At 50.6% G+C, this 18,305-nt stretch carries 9 protein-coding genes; 3 read left to right on the top strand and 6 right to left on the bottom strand.

Annotated features, from left to right (window positions below):
- The first annotated feature begins 34 nt into the window (after positions 1-34).
- Positions 35-3,058, top strand: a complete 3,024-nt coding sequence (locus tag BLQ88_RS24760; protein ID WP_090155519.1) for a T9SS type A sorting domain-containing protein — start codon at positions 35-37, stop codon at positions 3,056-3,058.
- A gap of 134 nt (positions 3,059-3,192) precedes the next feature.
- Here the strand turns inward: BLQ88_RS24760 and BLQ88_RS24755 are convergent, their stop codons facing one another.
- Entirely contained in the window at positions 3,193-4,938 is a 1,746-nt protein-coding gene (locus BLQ88_RS24755; RefSeq protein WP_090155517.1) for a RagB/SusD family nutrient uptake outer membrane protein, read from the bottom strand.
- A 46-nt stretch (positions 4,939-4,984) separates the two neighbouring features.
- Positions 4,985-8,068, bottom strand: coding sequence for a SusC/RagA family TonB-linked outer membrane protein (locus tag BLQ88_RS24750; RefSeq protein ID WP_090155515.1), 3,084 nt, complete (start codon positions 8,066-8,068; stop codon positions 4,985-4,987).
- Between the two features lie 404 nt (positions 8,069-8,472).
- On the opposite strand from BLQ88_RS24750, the gene BLQ88_RS24745 reads away from it, so the two are divergent.
- Together BLQ88_RS24745 and BLQ88_RS24740 are read left to right on the top strand one after the other, a co-directional pair.
- A complete protein-coding gene (locus BLQ88_RS24745; protein WP_143016923.1) occupies positions 8,473-9,867 on the top strand; it encodes a hypothetical protein in 1,395 nt (464 codons plus the stop codon).
- A complete protein-coding gene (locus BLQ88_RS24740) occupies positions 9,864-11,246 on the top strand; it encodes a glycosyltransferase (RefSeq protein WP_090155511.1) in 1,383 nt (460 codons plus the stop codon). The genes BLQ88_RS24745 and BLQ88_RS24740 overlap by 4 nt, the downstream gene beginning before the upstream one ends.
- Positions 11,247-11,341: 95 nt before the next feature.
- On the opposite strand, the gene BLQ88_RS24735 is transcribed toward BLQ88_RS24740, so the two are convergent.
- From BLQ88_RS24735 to BLQ88_RS24720, 4 genes are all read right to left on the bottom strand, one after another.
- Positions 11,342-12,586 carry a DUF4374 domain-containing protein gene (locus BLQ88_RS24735; RefSeq protein ID WP_090155509.1) on the bottom strand — a complete coding sequence of 415 codons (1,245 nt, stop codon included), beginning with the start codon at positions 12,584-12,586 and terminating at the stop codon, positions 11,342-11,344.
- 14 nt (positions 12,587-12,600) lie between these two features.
- The gene (locus tag BLQ88_RS24730; RefSeq protein ID WP_090155507.1) at positions 12,601-15,117 is read right to left on the bottom strand and encodes a TonB-dependent receptor; all 2,517 of its coding nucleotides are present in this window, start codon (positions 15,115-15,117) and stop codon (positions 12,601-12,603) included.
- A 127-nt stretch (positions 15,118-15,244) separates the two neighbouring features.
- The gene (locus BLQ88_RS24725; RefSeq protein WP_090155505.1) at positions 15,245-16,234 is read right to left on the bottom strand and encodes a carboxypeptidase-like regulatory domain-containing protein; all 990 of its coding nucleotides are present in this window, start codon (positions 16,232-16,234) and stop codon (positions 15,245-15,247) included.
- Between the two features lie 283 nt (positions 16,235-16,517).
- Positions 16,518-18,305: a RagB/SusD family nutrient uptake outer membrane protein gene (locus BLQ88_RS24720; protein ID WP_090155503.1), complete on the bottom strand. Its 1,788-nt coding sequence runs from the start codon at positions 18,303-18,305 to the stop codon at positions 16,518-16,520.

Raw genomic sequence — 18,305 nt, 5'->3', positions numbered from 1 at the left:
AGATCACAGCTATCACCAAGCCCGGATACAAGACATGAAACCAATCTTTACGCACGCCCGCCTTTCGGCCGGCCTGGCTATTTTATGGCTTTTCATTTTTACATTGTTCAGCCAATTTGCTACGGCGCAAACCACCGTTACTTACACCACAGAGACCTTGCCCGCAGCAAACATTCCTCAGAACGCGGCGAGCGTAATCTATGCGCTGAAAGTAGTTGTGCGCTCCGAATCACCCGTCGTCATCACAAGCTTTTCAATCAATACGTCAGGAAACTATACGCGCTCGGACGTCAGTGCATTTTATCTGCTGCACGGGCCCGACGCCTCAGTAGCAAATGCGCAGCGCGCAGGCGAAATACTCAGACCGGGTGGAGGCGGAGAAACGCTGAGCTGGCAAAGCGGTGAAGGCGTGAACAAGTCAATCACGCTCGATGCCAACTCCACAAATTACTTTTTTGTACAGGCAACAATCACCCAGGCAGCAACCGGAGGCAGGACAATAGGCATCAGCGGCCTCGGTAATGCACTCTCTGCCGTTTATTACAGCCCGGGGCCAGATCCGGACCCTGTCACCGTCGATAACCAGAGCGACCAGTCGGGCCTGCAAACGATCCTCGCGCCCTCGGTTACCTACTCCACCGGGCCGGTTTCCGCCGCGAGCGTCGCGGCAGGTACGGCCGGCCATCTCGTGTATATCCTCAAAGTAGAAGGCGGCAATGCAGGGACGGCTATGTTCAACCATGTTTCTGTCAGAACGACCGGCACGTATACGGAATCGGATATCGACGTGTTCAGCATAGCTACGAACACCAGCCCCAGTATGAACGGGGCCACGTCCCTAACCTTCGATGAGCATCTTACAGGTGCGGGCGAAACACTCGATTTCATTGTACCGGTACAAAGCATCCCCGCAAATGAAACCCGCTACTACCTGATCACAGCCAAGCCAAGTTATGATGCCAGCGATGGCAAAACTTTCGGCATCAACGGGGACGCCAATGCGCTCAATATTGGTTACTTAAATAACCCGACCATTACCAATAACCAAACGGACGCGGCGGCATTGCAAACGATCATCGGGCCGCCTATTGCCATTTCTACCATACGTCGTCCTGCCGGAAATGCCTTACGGGGGGCCGAGCATCACGTGCTGTATGTTTTCCAGGTTACAACAAGCCCTTACGCCGACGTTGCGATCGATAAAATTGCTTTGCGGACAACAGGGACTTATACCGATACAGATATATCCTTATTCAGGCTTTTCCGAAGCTCGGTCTCCACCATGGATCCGGGATCGATTGAAACGGCTACACTCGGGTCGCCCGTTACAGGCAATGGGGAACTGATTTCTTTTTCAGACGTACAAATTCTTAGAAAGGGTACTACCACGTTTTTCGGGGTTGTCGCTGATGTGGCGCCTAATGCCACCCCCGGCCGGACCTTTGGTGTAGACGGGGCCAACAATGACTTCGCACTTACTTTTAATCCAAACACACGTATCCCCAGTTTGTTAGACAACCAAACTGATGTGTCGGGGACGCAGACGATAATCGCCCGGGCCGTGACATTTTCGACCGTGCCGCTCGCGCCCAAAAACGTATTACAAGGCGCTGCGCTTCACCCGGTTTATGTTCTGGAAGTGAAGAACGGAGACGCCCAGGTTTTGGCCACAACCGTGACGATCAAAACGACAGGTAACTATTCTGCCTCGGACATAGCCAGTTTCAGGCTTCTCCGCGGCAACAGTGCCAGCATGGCTTTATCAACTGTTGAGGAAGCTTCGTACCCCATACCGGCAACGGGCGCCGGAGAAACGCTTACGTTTTCCATGCCCTATAGTGTAGGTCCAAACGCAACCAAATACTACGGGCTAATGGCCAATGTATCGTCCGATGCCACGACCGGGCGAACGTTTGGTGTAGACGGGTCTGCCAATGCGATGGACATTGATTTTGCTACCCCGGGAACCATTCTGACCAAAATAAACAATCAAACCAACGTAGCGGGCTTGCAGACCATCGGCGTTTCGGGCGTCACGTATTCGACAGAGCCGCTGCCTGCCGGGACCGTCGCACTCGGGGCAGTTGACCAGCCTGTTTACACGCTCAAAGTCACAGTTAACGGAGACGCGGGTGCCACGCTCACGAGTCTGGAAACAGCAACGGGCGGGACCTATCAGGCTGGCGACGTCACTTCATTCAACTTATACCAAAGCGATACACCGACACTGGATAACGGGGCGGAGAATGGCAGGATTTTAGGCGCGCCGATCGCGACGATCAATGCCTCTTCGGGTGCGGGGGAAACACTCCGCTTTGATACCCGCCCCATATCGCTCCCTGCTGCCGGCGATACCTATCTGATCGTCACGGCCAACATAGCGGCTTCGGTCACAGGGATCAAAACGGTCCATATTGACGGGTATTACTCTCCTACCACGCTCGAATTCAGCGGGGCGGCACCATCGCCTGTTACCAACAACCAATCGAATGCGGCTGGCGTGCAAACGATCGATACTGGGATGCCTGTCACGCTGGTGTCATTCAATGCAAAGTCCGAAGACAATGCAAGGCAGTTGACCTGGGAAACGAGTATGGAAAAAGACAATGATTACTTCGAAATCCAGCGGAGCACCGATGCGAAAGATTTTGCAGCTATCGGCCGGATCAAAGGCACCGCAGGCGGATTCGAAACGCATCATTACCATTATACCGACGGTGACGCGCTTGCCGCAAGCACGATCTATTACCGGTTGAAAATGGTGGATCTCGATCAAACTTTCGCTTACAGCCGCATTGCGAGCGTGCAAATGCGAGGTCTGAACAAGGCCCTCGTTTACCCGAACCCGTCGTCGGAAATATTGCATTTGAATGTTGCCGACTGGGCATCTGTGTCAATGGTCAGACTTATTGACCTTCATGGAAAGATCGTCTACCAATCGGACAAGGTACCGGCGAAAACCATTGCCTTGAAAGGATTTCCCGCGGGGGCCTATGTCGTTTCCATTACAGATCAATCCGGCAGTACGACTTCGCAGAGGATCTTGCTGGCCAGGTAGACGAAATCAGGGCGTAGAATGGTCCTGAACGCATCATGGCTGAATAAAACACTTTGCTTTGCAAAATGATTATTCAGCCATTATTGTTATGCAAATGCACTTTTAAGATGCCCTCCTACCGATACAAAACGGATTTAGTATCCTTGATTTTGTACTAAAAACCCTTCTTCGCTGGAAGCTCCGTCTATTGCTCTCTGAGGGATCGGGAATAGGCGCTTATTGACGTTAGCGTCCGTTTTTTCCGTCCATTTGCCCTCGTATTTTCCAAACCGGATCTGGTAATTTCTTCTGAATGCTTCCCAATACAGTTCAAATCCCGACTCGCGGAACAATATATCAAGGTCAATTTTGGTCAGCGCTTTGGGAGTCTGGGCTGGCCGGGCATTTCTGGAAGTTCTTAATGTGTTGACATCCGCCAAAGCCCCGGCATTGTCGCCATTTCTCAGTTTCGCTTCGGCACGCATCAGGTAAATCTCTCCAAGCCGCATCAATACCAGGTCGACACTGCTGTAACTGCAGCAATTGTTGGCGGTATGACTGAACTGATACTTCGAGAACCGGTAGCCCGTGTTATGCAAGCTACCCGGGCCGGTGAAATTGACATCGCGTATGTGGTTTACATAAGTCAGGTTGGCGCCGCTGGTTCTCCTGTTGATCACCGGATAGATTCTCACCTTACCGTCGCTGCATTTCAGGATATTACCGCTGCCGTCTTTTCTGGGCCCCCAGATAACTCCCCGAAGAATTCCCCTGTCCATTTCAAACTGCGTGTCCTGTACGCAAAAATAATGCTCGGCATCATTCAGCGGCGTAACGCCCGTAAGGTCTTTCAGATTCTCGGGTACGATTGTATTCTTCTTGAAGAAACGGGCATCGGCATCGGCCGGGTCCGTGCTGCCGTAGGCGTCCACCCAGGTCTGGTAAAAGTCGGGGGTTACCGCTACTGCGTCCGTCCCGCGCGTATTCGGGAACTCCGGTCTTGGGATCTGGTCACCGGATATCGACCAATATGCCCAGCGCTGTTGGTCGGTTTCCAGTACGCCACGCTGATCAAGCGCAAAAATAAGCTCCTTGCTCGTGTGGTTATCGTCACTGAACAGATCGAAGTATTCAGGCGCCAGGGAGTAAGGTCCGGCGATGATCTCGTTGGTATACTGAATCACCTTATCCATATCCTCCTTTTTGAATTCGGGCGTACCATATGGATTGCGGTATACGGCAGCATTCAAATACATACGTGCCAGCATACCCTTCACTGCATTCTGGTTGATCCTGCCCGGGTCATTGTCTTTGCTGATTACATCCACCACCGATAAAAGCTCGGTTTGGATGTAGTTAATCGCTTCCTGTCCTCTCAGGATTTGGGATACGTCACTCGAAAGCTCTTTTTTGAAAACCAGGCCCCAGTTGTCCAGTACCATCATATTGAGGTACGCCTTCATGGCAACCATCTCGTAATAAGCTGCCTGCGCACTTGCATTACCGTCTTTAGCCGCTGCATTCAGTCTTTCGGCAGCAATCACGGCTCTCGATAAAGTGAGGGTGATGTTCGTCCAGGTATCACCTACCAGGGCATTACTCGGGGTCGTCAAATGCTGGTAAATCGCGATGTACTTGCCTCCATCATACCAGTCGGTGCCTCCGCGGTAAGGGAGGATACCTTCGTCGGAAGAAACCTCCTGAAGTCCGAACTGGGCCGTATGCAGCCACACGCCAGCCCGGAGAAGGCCATATACCGGGGCGATGGAGCCGCTTACAAGTTCCGCTTCGCCCGTTCCGGTGAGCGACTCATCCAGAATATCCTCCTCCAATGTGGTACAACCGAAAAAAGCCAGTAAAGCAACAATGGGCAATACTTTATTCAATCCTATATTTTTCATTACGATTTGATTATCAACGTACTGTAAGTAATCCGTCTATTTTTAATTAAAATGTCACGTTAAGACCAAGCAGGAAAGTCCTTGCCCTTGGATAGGTAAACCGGTCGATACCAAATGTCTGGATCCCGCCGGAAGCCGATCCCGTGTTCACCTCCGGGTCAAAACCCGAATAGCTGCTCAGGACAAACAAGTTTTGACCTGTTAATGAGAGACTTGCACGTTGAATTACATTGCCCAGCTTAGTGCCTGCCAGATTCAGATTGTAAGCCAGCGAAGCATTGTTCAGCCTCATAAAAGAGCCGCTTTCCAGGTACCGGGTCGACACGACATTCGCGTTGCTCAATGCCTCATTGGGATACTTGGTGGCAAAATCAGTCGTGTTGTTCGACTTCGCCAATTGCGCCCTGCTGAACAAAGTCATGGTCGTGTGGTTGTAAACCTTATTGCCCGCTACCCCATTGAAATTCAGACCCAGATCGAATGCCTTGTATTTGAGGTTAACGTTATAGCCATAGATAATCTTAGGGATTGCGCTGCCTACAACGACACGGTCATTGTCCAGTATCGCGCCGTCGCCATTGGAATCCCGGAATTTATTCTGACCAGTTTCCGGATTAATTCCGTCGAATTGGTACATATAGAATGCGCCCAGCGGCTGATCATTGATATAACCGTTGATCGTCGCGCCCGACTGGCCCGAGCCTTGTGCCGCCCCGGTCGCTAAAACCGCGTAAGGTGATTTCTGCACTTTATTTTGAATGTAGGTCAAATTACCTCCGATACTGTATGAGAAGTCACGTTTCACATCGCTGCTGTAATTCAAGGTCAGCTCGATCCCGTTGTTATGGATTTTCATATCCGGGATATTGGTCCAGTAGGTAGAAGTAGGCTGAACAGGATCGGCAGGAACAACTTCCAGAAGTATATTGGAGGATTTCTTATTAAAATAATCCAGGGTACCGGTCAATCTGGATTTGAATAACGCGAAATCTATCCCTAAATCCGCCTGCGTGGACACCTCCCATTTCAAATTAGGATTTGCCAGTCGTGTATAAATAATCCCGTACGGATAGCCTTGCAATGCAGTAGCATCGGTATCGATCGGATAAGTACTTACGCTTCCCGTGCCCGTTTGCAGACGCTGCTCCAAATAACTTGCCTTGGTAATTTTGGAAGGAATCTCCTGATTACCAGTCTGTCCCCAGCTTGCACGAAGTTTCAGGTTGTTGAAAACCGAATGGCGCATGAAATCTTCCTTGCTGATGTTCCATCCCAGGGCGAAAGAAGGAAAATATCCGTATTTGTTGTTCTGTCCGAACTTGGAAGATCCATCGGCGCGGAATGTACCGGTAACCATGTATTTATCGGCATAGATATAGTTTACCCGGCCGAAGAATGATTGCAGCTCGTTTTTCAACGCGTCCGAATTTACGGCAGTCGGCAGTGCGGTTGTGCTGGAATGGTCCTGATAAATAGGATCGATGTTGTTATTTGCAAATCCGCGGTAGGTAGTGTTTCTTCCTTCATCCAAAAACTTTTGGAAGGAATGACCTGCCAGGAGCGTAACATTATGATCCTTACGTGCCCAGTTATACGTCAGCGTATTTTCAACAAGTTGATTGGTATTCGCGCTTATCGTATTGTCCAGCACGCCCATGGAAACATCGGACTCGTTCACAACCGCCGGGAAAGGCTTGTATTGTTGATTTCTGGTTGTAGTCGAATAATCGACGCCGAAGTTCAGCTTGTAGGTAAGGCCGTCGAGGATTTCTACCGAAGGTGAAATATTTGCGAGAATACGGTGATTGATAGCCTTGTCGCTGAACAAATTGTTCCGGGCAAGCGGGTTCAATGCATTGGTGTTCAGCAAGGTAGGCACGCCATTGGTATAAGGAGCGATCGTCGGGTTCAGGCTAAGCATATCACTCATGGTAGAAGTGATATCCGGCCGTAAATTTTCCGTGCGGGAGGCCGTGAGATTATAATCGACCTTTACCCGGCCGTTGAATGCTTTCTGGTTCAGATTCAATTTACCCGAATAACGTTTCAGCCTGCTATTTTTCAGGATACCTTCCTGATTCTGATAGCCTACCGAAGTGAAATAGGAGAAATTCTCGCTATTGGCTCCGCTCATCGACAAGTTGACGTTGTTGGATACGCCGGTTTGCGTCAATTCATCCTGCCAGTTTGTATTGGCCCCGAAATCCTGCAAAGTCCCGCCCGTGGCCACAACTTCCTTGCGAAAAGCGTCGGCGCTGAAAACATCGATTTTATTAGCCATGGACGATATCGCCGTGGACGCCGACAAAGTCATCTGCGGTTTGCCCTTACCCTTTTTGGTGGTAATTACGACAACCCCGTTCGATGCCCTGGATCCATAAACAGCCGTTGCACTGGCATCTTTCAGTACATCGATGCTTTCGATATCGTTAGGGTTGATGAAGTTCAGCGGATTGGTGGGAACACCGGTGGAGGAATTGTCCAGCAAAAAACCATCGACTACATACAATGGCTGCGTTCCGGACCGGAGACTACCGATCCCCCTGATAATGATGTCCTGCGAAGCGCCCGGTTCACCGCTGTTGGCCGCGATGGAAACACCGGCCATCTTACCTTGCAGCAATTCGCCCGGGTTCGTTACGACACCCCGGTTGAAGCCCTCGCTGCTGATGGAAGAAATAGCGCCGGTGATGTCGGACCGCTTCTGCGTGCCGTAACCAACTACCACAACCTCACTGAGTTGCGAAAGGTCCTGGCTCAACTGGATCGTTATCGACGATTGCCCGTTCAGGGGCGTTTGTTTGGAAGCGTATCCGACGAAAGACACTACGAGAATGGCGTCGGTACCGGCATCGATGACAAATTTCCCTTCGGCATTGGTTGTTGTGCCTTTGGTTGTTCCTTTCACAACTACTGTCGCACCCGGCAGCGGCGCCCCGGTTTCGTCTGTTACTGTTCCGGAGATTGACTGCGCAACGGTCCCGGTATTTGAACGAAGGTTTTCTGTTTTTAAAAGGAGGCCCGTATTGAAGTTTCCGGGAAGTGCCTGGGCCGGGTAAGCGCAAAATACCCAAGCTGCCAGACACAGGGAAAGACGTACGAGCTTCGATAAAAATAAATCTGAAAGCATAAAAATTATTGTTTACTGTGATTCGGGGCCAAAAGTATCTTATAGGAAATGGAGTGGGATTTAGTAACCATTACCATTGTATTACCAATAAGTTATATGGGTTCTGACAGCCCTCATGTGGACGTTTGGTGCTCGACAAGATTGGTTTTTGAAATCGAGGCCTGCGAAGCCAGGATCTCTCCTCGTCCGGTCGAATATTTTCGTTAACCGGTTACTTTAAATAAATTATCGGAAAATGTATTTCAGATCGCGGAAACGAATGGTAAGTTGCGGTTATGTCATTTAACACTACCAGCCGACTTGCGAACGCACTTCTTTTAATGCTTCCTGTTATAGGCTGCGTTGTTTGGTTTTTTCTTAAAGTATTTCAATTTCAAACGAGCCCCGAGCAATATTCGGATGGCATGGTGATCCTCCAACTGAGTAAAGGCTGGCTGGAAGGGCGTCCGTTTCTGTTCGACACGATTTACGGAAATCATGCGCAGCAACACAATTACTACTTCATTCCGCTGATCGGAATTTTCACAAAACCCTTAGGGGTTAACGGCCTTTTTCTGGCCTATGTGTGTTTGGTGGGCTTGTTTTTCTATGTGTATCATCGAAGTTTTGCCCGATTCGGTATCACGGAACGCTGGGCAGTTTGGCTTACAGCATTGGTCTATGTGTTCGGGCCCATGGCCTACTTCATGTATCTCGATTATTTTGGCTGGCATCCCGAGCAATATTTTGTTCCGCTGCTGGCATTTCTTGCATTGAGCGCGGCACAACGCAAATGGTCCGCATTCATCATTTGGCTCATCCTTACCTTCTTGCTGAAAGAGTCTTCCATCGTCCTGATATGCTGTCTTTTTGTTTTCTTTTCCGTGGTGGACAGTATTATGCAGGACCCGGCAAAACATTGGGTCAGCTATTTGCTGAGCAAACGTAATGCAACCATCATCGGCATTTCCGTGGCATTGTTCCTGGCTGGCTTATGGTGGCTTTCTCATCTTAACGGCGCAAAGCCCAGCCGACTCAACCAGGCATTTGCCAACACGCAGCTTGACGCAACACTCTTTTATTACATCGCGTTTTCCCTGGTGGTGGGTGCGCTTACTTTTGGCCTAGCTTTAATTCCCTTCATCCCCTGGCTCCGCCTCTTTCCACGCAAAGGATTGATTATCTGGACACTGGCCGGTGGCTATACAATATTGCTCGTGATGTTCGCGACGGAAGCGCTCTACTATTTTCCGACCATTTACCCGGGCATTTCTTATCCGCCGAGAATCAGTGGCCTGTGGGCATTTATGTTCAGCGCATTTATTTATTTGAGCTACCGCGGGGCACAGGCCGGGTTTATGCCCGGCCGGGAAGCATCCGGCTGGATATTGACGGGATGCGTACTGCAATTCATTTTAGCTACGTTTCTGGTCGCCCATCATTTCACTTTTGAGACCAAACCGAGCACGCTAAGCAAAAATGTGTCCTATATGATCCAATCGCGCTTCGGCTTTGATCCATATCCCGACGGCCTGGCCCGGCAGCTTCACGGCTTTGCCAAAGCCATGCCCGCGGGGTCCGAAGTCGTGGTTCCGTTTCATTATTTGCGCTATTTCGAAAGGGTTTACCCCAGTTTCTGGCCATCGGACGGGCAGTTACCTGCTTACATTCTTGGAAAGCCTATGATGCTGGTTTACGAAAAAAACCTGATCGGAAGCGGTGTTTATCCCAAAATCCCGGGCAATGGCTACACGGCTATCCCCAATGAGCATCTATTCATTCTGGCTGATTCCAGCTGGTATAATCAGACATTTAAATGAGCGGGGAACAAAGAGAAAAATGGATCAGGAGAAATGCTTACTACCACCGGTCGCTGGTAAAGTATTTAAAATTTATCATTCCGGAAGGTGCTGCCGTTCTTGAAATCGGCTGTGGGACAGGCTACCTGCTGGAACAGCTCCGACCGTCCAGAGGTGTCGGAATGGATATTTCAGAAGAAATGATCCGTTTTGCCCGGCTGCACCGGCCCGGCTGCGTGTACTATCAAATGAATGCGGAGCAGTTAAGCCTGAACGAGACATTTGATTATGTGATCATTAGCGACACAGTCGGCAGTTTCAAGGATGTTCAGATGGTGTTTGAAGCTATCCATCCGGTGTTTACCCCGCAAACGCGACTAATCATCACTTCCACCAATTTCATCTGGCGCCCCGTACTGAACCTGGCTGAAAGGCTGGGGTTAAAAATGCCTCAGAAAAGGCAAAACTGGCTGGATATCGGTGATATTACTTCGCTTCTCCATCTCACGGATTTCGACCTCATTGATCATCACAGGAAGATGATTTTCCCAAAATATATCCCGCTGGTTTCCCCGCTTTTGAACCAGTACATGGGTAATCTGCCATTGATCAACAGCCTGGGATTAATTACCTGCCTGGTGGCCAGAAGTAAGAAGGCCGAACAAAAACCTGCCGGTGAATTGAGTGTCAGTGTCGTTATCCCCGCCCGCAATGAGAAGGGCAACATCGAAGCACTTATTCAGCGCACGCCGCAAATGGGCAGGCATACCGAGCTGATCTTTATCGAAGGCAATTCCACCGACCAGACCTGGGAAGAAATCCAGCGACTGGGTGCCCATTACGCCGCATCGTATGACATCAAATGGGCGCAGCAGGATGGCAAAGGCAAAGGAGACGCCGTAAGAAAAGGCTTCGACCTCGCCAGCGGCGATATTCTGATGATCCTGGATGCGGATATGACAGTCGCCCCCGAAGAACTGCCCAAATTTTTCGATGCCATCGCTACTGGAAAAGGCGAATATATCAATGGCTCCCGGCTGGTGTACCCCATGGAAAAACAGGCCATGCGGTTCCTGAACCTGCTGGGCAACAAGTTTTTTAGCCTTGCATTTTCATGGCTGCTGGGCCAGAATTTAAAGGACACGCTTTGCGGCACGAAAGTCATTTCCAGAGAAAACTATCTCCGGTTAGCAGCCAACCGGTCCTATTTTGGCAACTTCGACCCATTCGGCGATTTCGACCTCATTTTTGGCGCGGCAAAGCTCAATCTCAAATTCATTGAGATACCGATCCGTTACCGCGCCCGAACCTACGGAGAAACCAACATTTCACGTTTCAAACACGGCTGGTTACTTCTCCGGATGACCGCATTTGCTTTGCGTAAAATCAAGTTTAGGTGATTGTAAAAACTGAGGCGGCAGCCTTCCGGGGCTAAATTCTTCTGCTGCCGAAAACGTGTACTTACTGGTAGGAATTACCCTGCCGTTTGCAAGAGCTATTTCAACCGGCTGATCCTGCTCACGGAAGTAATGCCGCCATTAATTTCCACGCCGCGTTTGAGCGTATTTTTCTCAACGTCGTACTTGGCGATAAACCAGCGTGCATTATCTGTTTTCAAAACGACATACATATCGTTACTATTTTCGGAATAAGTTTCCATCGTTTTCTGAACTGCGCCCAATCCAAAGCTATTCAGGTCTTTGACTACTTTTTTGTTACGGACGTCGATTACAAACGATCCCATAAATGCAAGACCATTCTTCAAATAGGTATGATGGTCGGGACCCGCATAGCCCCCGTTTGACAGGGCGATGTTGCCGATTTCTTTGAGGTCAAATGCGTAAGTAGGGTCGATCTCCGTTGCCCCTTTCTTAATGCGCAGCAAGCCATACTCTCCCTTGTTGTTGATCGTACTGAAATAATAATCGCCGTTGTCATCGGTGAAACTCGACGAGCTGGCATACCATGCGCCCGACACATGGCCCAGTCGTGCATCTTTCAGCAACTTTACATTGGCAAGGCTCGGATAATCGGCTACGAGCATATAAGCGGTGTCGATTTTGGTAGCCCAATCATAATAATAACCGATAAATACCTTGTTGTCTCGGATGGAAAAGCTACTGGGTGTCAATGGCATATCCTCATTTTTCACCTCTTTGCCATCCGTATCGTACAGCTTGTACTTCGGCATCGGAAACTTGATCGGGTTCTTGGATTTTACCGACATCGAGGCCGTTGTATCCACCATGAACAATTTGTTTTCCAACACATTATCCGTCTTGTTATAACTCGTCTGCCAGCTGATGAAATTGAGCCCATTCTCGTTAAAAAGCGTTTTCATCATCCCCAGCTCCCACGATCCAGCCTCTGCGACCACATTTCCTACTTCGCGGTACTTGCCGGTCTGGATCCGTTGCTTGCTGATGATGTTGCCGTCCATCGTGAAATAGAAATTTCCTTTGGAATAGGCACTGTAAATGGTCGCCCAGAACAGGTCCGCATCCGAAACAATGCCGGATTTCACCGGACTGAGCAACGTGTCCTTTTCGAGGTTATCCACCGTGAGCGTGTAGTAGCTTTCGGTCGCATTCGCATTGCCGACCGTCACGAAAATGGCGTAGTCTTTAATCTCCGGTGCGGCGACCGGATCGGGCGTATCTTTACATGCTTGCAGCAATGGAAGCCCGCAAATGGCTGCGAGCATAAGCCGGGAGGTACCTTTGGTAAGAATTGTCTTCATAGGATTGTTTGAAACTACATTATTGAAAATCTGAACTTCACATAGAATGCCCTGCCGGGCTTCTGCAACCGGAAATTGTCATAAGCGCGCTCATCGGTGAAGTTGCGCGCCTCGAAGGAGATGTTGTACAAATCCTTCTTCCAGCTATATGTAAGAATGGCGGTATGAATAGTCTGCGTAGGCACGAAGTTGAGGCTCGACGGGCTGCCGAGCTTCGCCCAGGTCAGGTAAAACCAATGAATGTACTGGTACAGGTAGCTGAATTGCAGCCGGGAATTTTTGCCGGCCAGGTCCCGCTTCGAAAGTGTCAGGTTCGCATTGCCGTAAATCCACGGCCGGTTGGGAAGTTGCTCATTGTAGGTAAGGCTGACCTGGGAGCGGGTCGAATCGGTGTATTTCCAGCTGTCGAGCGCCTTGTCGAGCGTGCCGTTTACCGAGAGGTTGATCAGGTCTTTGTATCCGTACCGGGCCTCGGCTTCGAAACCGTACAATTTTACCCCCGGCACATTCCGGCTTTGCGAATGCACATTATCGCTCAATATCTGCGAAATAATGTAGTTCTGCGAATTCCTGTAAAAAGCACCTGCTTCGAAGTTAACGAAGTGATCACCAATGAAGTGGTTATAATAAAGGCCCGCATTGAAATTATCGCTTCGCTCGGGCGTCAGGTCATAATTAGAGAGGACAAACCGGCCATCTCCGAAAAGCGCGGTGGTTTCCGGCAAATTATACCCTCTTTCCATCGATCCTTTAACGCCCAGGTCGGGAGTAAGCCGGTAACGCAATGCCAGCGAGGCGCTCGGATAGCCGTAAAAGTTCTGGCGGGAGACAATCTGTCCGCCGGTCGGCTTGCCGGTATTGTCGAATGTCCGCTCGTCGACCGACACCTGCATATCCATTCCGTAGTATTTCGCGGAGAGTACGCCGATCAGCCTTTTGTCCAGCCATTGTCCCTGCCAGCTCAGCCCCACGATATGCTTGCCGAGCCTTTTGGGAAGCCCGGAAGTTTCCAGCCGCTCCGGGTCGGTTTCCATCAGATTATAGGTCCGGCGCCGCGTCGAAGCGAAAGTATAGTTCAGGTTCAGGCTATGGTTGAATGCCTTATCCAGGTAGTAGTTGAAGTTTGCCCGGGCGGCGTAGCTGTCGTCGACGATCTTGTTGGAAATTTCTTCCAAAGGCGTTCCGCCCGCATTCGCTACCCATTTTCCGCTCCAATCGTAGACGTAGCGTGCTGTATCCCTGATATTGTCGCGGCCGCGGGAATAGTTGCCGTAAAGGTTCGCGTACAGCCCGCGTACGACGAAATTCTCCTTGCGGTACTTGATCGTCGGCATAATGTACCGGTTTTCGGTCCAGTACCCGCCACGGACGGCGTTGATCGTCGCGCCCGTCTGTATCTGTTTCATGTTCTGCGAGTAGGTTAGCCCGACCGTAAACCAGTCGGCCCATTTTACCTTCTCGAAACCGACCTCGGCCTCCCCCATCGCCGACCAGTACCGGTCGTGAAAGCGCCGGGCTTTGTCGACCGTGACAGCCCGGAAGTCGTTCGTTTCGGGGTCTTTTCGGACTTCCTTTAACAGCACTTCGTACCGCGGGTCGCTGTACATCAGGTAGTTGTTGTCGGAGTGATTATAATACGCGCTCGTCCTGAATTTCAACCCGGTCTTCTTGTCGCGAATGCCGCCTGAGACCGCAGTTTGCCAGGTATTGAACGATCCGTAGCTCTGGCTCACGTCCAGAAACTTGCGGGTACGCTGCTTGGTGATAATGTTCACCGCGCCGCCCATCGCATCCGACCCCAGGTGCGCAGGCACCACTCCCTTATACACTTCCACCCTGTCGACGAGGTTGACGGGGATATTATTGAGGGTCATCGAGTTGCCGTATTGGTCCATCGGCACGTCGTCGATGTAAATTTTGCCCGCCAGCCCGTTGATGCGGAACGAAAAGTCGGAACCCATGCCGCCCGATTCGCGGATCAGCACGCCGGTCGTCCGTTTCAACACCTGGTTGATGTCGGTGGTCATGTTGTTGTAGGTCTTAATGTCGATCACATTCGCATTAAAACCCGACGTGCGGATCTCCTCGATTTTCAGCTGGTTCTCCGACTTTCCGGTAACGGCTACCTCGTCGAGCTGCGTGCTGGTATCGGTCAGCAGGATGTCAAACCGAAGATCTTCGCCCTTACTGACGCTCAATGCGTGACGCTGGGATGCAAACCCTACCGCGCTGACCTCCAAACTGACCTTTCCGGCCGCGACAATGCTTAGCACAAACCGGCCGTTTGGATCAGATACTACGCCGGTTTGAGCCACCCGGACCGACGCTCCCGCCACCGGGTTTCCAAACAAATCCTTCACGGTCCCGGATATGCTTCCCCGTTCCCCGGACTGCGCACGTACGCCTGTCCCGAAGAGCCAAAGCATCAGTGTCAGTCCAAGTACTGCCGCACGCACCGGCTTATATGCATGCGTGTGCCCGTGAGGGAGAAAAATGTAAAAAAAGCAAATCGCGTCGTAAACGTGTTTCATATCTGATTTCCAGCTGCCCCCGATTGATCCGAGTTTTTTGCGGAAGGCGCGGCAAATCTAATTCTTATTTAGATCAATTATTAATAAATTGATAAAAATTAGTTTTACTCAGAACTAACCCACGTTTTCAAATTCTTTCCAAACGCAATGCTACCGCCTGCCAGTTACCGCGATGCGCCGGGACCATACCGGGTGTGACCTGCCACGACGGTGTGAACAAAATGCTGGCCGTACCCACAGCTGTCCGCGGTTTAAGCCCGAATTGCGGGTATGCGCCCGCATACATTCCGGTTTCAGTGATCCGGAGATCGCCAGCGCCGCGGAGCTTGGCCTTGATTGTATATTTGCCCACCGGTACATTCACGATGGTGAGCCCGGAGTAGCCGATCTTCTTGTAAACTTTAAATGATCTGGTTTCACCATAGTAGCCTTCACCGTCGGGTATGAGGTCGATCTCGATCTCGCCGTCCTCCGGAAGGTAATTCGGCACATTGTTGTCCCAATCTACCTGATAGTCGAAGCTGATGGCGCCTCCGTAGTAGTTGGACGGGTTACCTGGCTGCTGTAAAACATTGTCCTTGTTTCCGACGCCGAATGATTGCAGGACGAAGTTCTTCACCATGCCATTTTCGGAAGCGAAGCCGGAAGTATTGTCGTCCGCGGGAGTAAGGCCTACCACTGCCCTGCTGCCGCCGTAATCGATTGTATAACCGGTCGCATAATAATGCACCGCGCCGATCGGCAGGTTGATCTCGTAGTACCCATTTTCATCCGATTCCGCGTGCGCTCCCGAGTAGGCACCGCCTATGAGGGTTACACGTGCTCCTATATACGCACCTTTCACGGGTTTTCCCGCGAGGTCGGCCACGTAGCCGCGCAGGAAACCTTTGCGCACGTCGAGCGAGGGAAATTTCGGAGCTCGTGGCTGCATGTCCCCCATTACATTCGCCACAAACTCATCTCCTGCGACGGAGAAAGTCTCGTGCCCGGTAACCGCCGGTAATTCGGGTTGATCCGGCCAGCCTTCTGCCCCGTCCGGGCCAACGTCCGGATCGGTGGTGGTGCAGCCTGTCCAAAACAATACTGCCCAACACAAATGCTTCATGTTAATTTTCATGACTTATAATCCATTTTTGTTTCGGCATGCAATTTAAAATGCCGGTGGGCGGATTATAAAATTCGGTCGACAGACTCCCATTTCCGACGACCAACGTGATAAAACACGCACGGGCAGAGCCATATGCGATTTTCGTCGCCAAAATCTGCTGTTTGTCGACGCGCTACCGGCTTTGAAGGAATTTAGCAGATTTCAGTATTTCTCAATGTACGCCAGAAATCGCACCCGTTGTCATAAAAATGACCGCCGAACTGGGAGTTCGCCGGTCATTTTGCGCACTTTACTAGTAGCCTGGGTTCTGGATCAGCTTGCTATTCTTATTCATTTCATCCAGTTTGATAGGCAGGAAGTAGTTTCTATCCACCCATTTACGTTCCTGAACTTCGATGATCTTGTAAGTAGCTTTGGCAGCAGTTGTTTTGTCAGCATTCAACTTGTAAGTCGGTTCCACGCCGCGTGCATTGGAATAAACCTGGGGAGCAATCATCCAGCGACGAACATCAAAAAAGCGCTGTTCTTCGTAAGCCATTTCAATGCGGCGCTCATTCTGGTAACGCTTCATCAATGCTGCGCCGGTTTCAGTAATTTCGGGCATTGCGGCACGTTTGCGGATCATGTTCAGGTACTTTTTAGCCTCCGCTTCTTCACCCAGGTTGATACATGCCTCGGCATAATTCATCAGTATCTCCGTATACCTGATAAATCTCCATGGCACCTCGGACCGGAAAAACTGGGCATCCACCGCCGGGTCCATAAACTTTTTCAGGTAATACCCTGAATACGTCCCGTTCCAGTCCTCGATAGGCCCTTTCCGGGTATCAAGCCCCGCCACAACTTCCACTTTTGAGGTAGTCGCGTTCCATTTTTCCCAATAACCTGTTTGAATGATGCCTTTGGGATCTTTGTCGATCACGTCAGCCGGACGTTGTCTCCATGGCGCACCTTCGAATAAGATATCCGAATAGAAACGTGAATCGCGTCCGACATAAGGATCAGCGGCATGCGCCGCGTTCGACCAGGAAAATTTAGTCCCGTCCTTCATTTCGTAATCATCCGCCAGTTGGCCAAGCGGCGTATTACCGCCCCAGTTGTGATAGCCATTAGGACCATTGGAGCGTCCCGGCCAGGCACCGTCGTTGTCCAGTTTCGCCAGGAAGAAACGTACGTGTATATCCTCCGGTGATTGTTTGGAAACGAACATATCAGCCCTGTTTTTAGACGCTTCGGCCAGTGTAGCCGGATTAGGTGCGTTCAGGCTGTAAACGTTCAGGTCCATCACCGCTTTGGCAGCGTCCTTGGCCGCTTTCCATCTTGCGGCACGGTCGCCGCCCTTATAACCGATCAGCTCCGGATTGGCGTACCCGCCCGACCAGGTTGGATTGGCATACAGATCACTGGCAGCATACAGAAGCGTACGGGCTTTAAGTGCCAGGGCAGCCCCCTTGGTGGCGCGGCCCAAATTAGCGGCAGACTGCGTTAAAGGGAGCAACGCGGCAGCTTTATCACATTCATCCGCAATGAATTTGATACACTCTTCATAGGTGTTACGGGGCATAGCATATTCCTCGCCGAGGCCATATGCCTGGGTTACCAGCGGCACACCACCGTAAACCGATACCAGATTATGGTACAGATAAGCCCGTACAAAATGCTCCTCACCCTTGTACATATCCTTCGTAGCAGCATCCAGCGTTGTAGCGCCTTCAATTTTGCTGAAAAACAGGTTTGTCGCACGGATGTTTTTGTAAACATTGTCCCACACAAAATAGCCGGCCCGGTCATAGGCCCAGTCGTTGATATCGCTGGCATTGATAAGTCCTTTGGTCACATTGACAACGGGCCCCCAAACAGCCATAGACTCGTCGCTGTACGTAGAGAACATCACGTTGTTGAAACCGTGGCCCAATCCCCGGTAGGTATTATTGATAAACGTTTGGATCAATGCCGGATCACTCCATACCGCGGTTTCCGAAAACTGGTCCTGCGGCTGCTTGTCAAGAAAATCCTGGTTACAGGAAGTCAAATTGCCAACGCTTAATGCAACTGTTAAAAAAGCTACAATCTTTTTCAT

It is taken from the genome of Dyadobacter soli (genome assembly GCF_900101885.1).
In the GTDB taxonomy this organism is placed as follows: Bacteria; Bacteroidota; Bacteroidia; order Cytophagales; family Spirosomataceae; genus Dyadobacter; species Dyadobacter soli.
The sequence above is the reverse complement of the archived record's forward strand: the minus strand, read 5'-3'. Positions and strand labels throughout refer to the sequence as shown.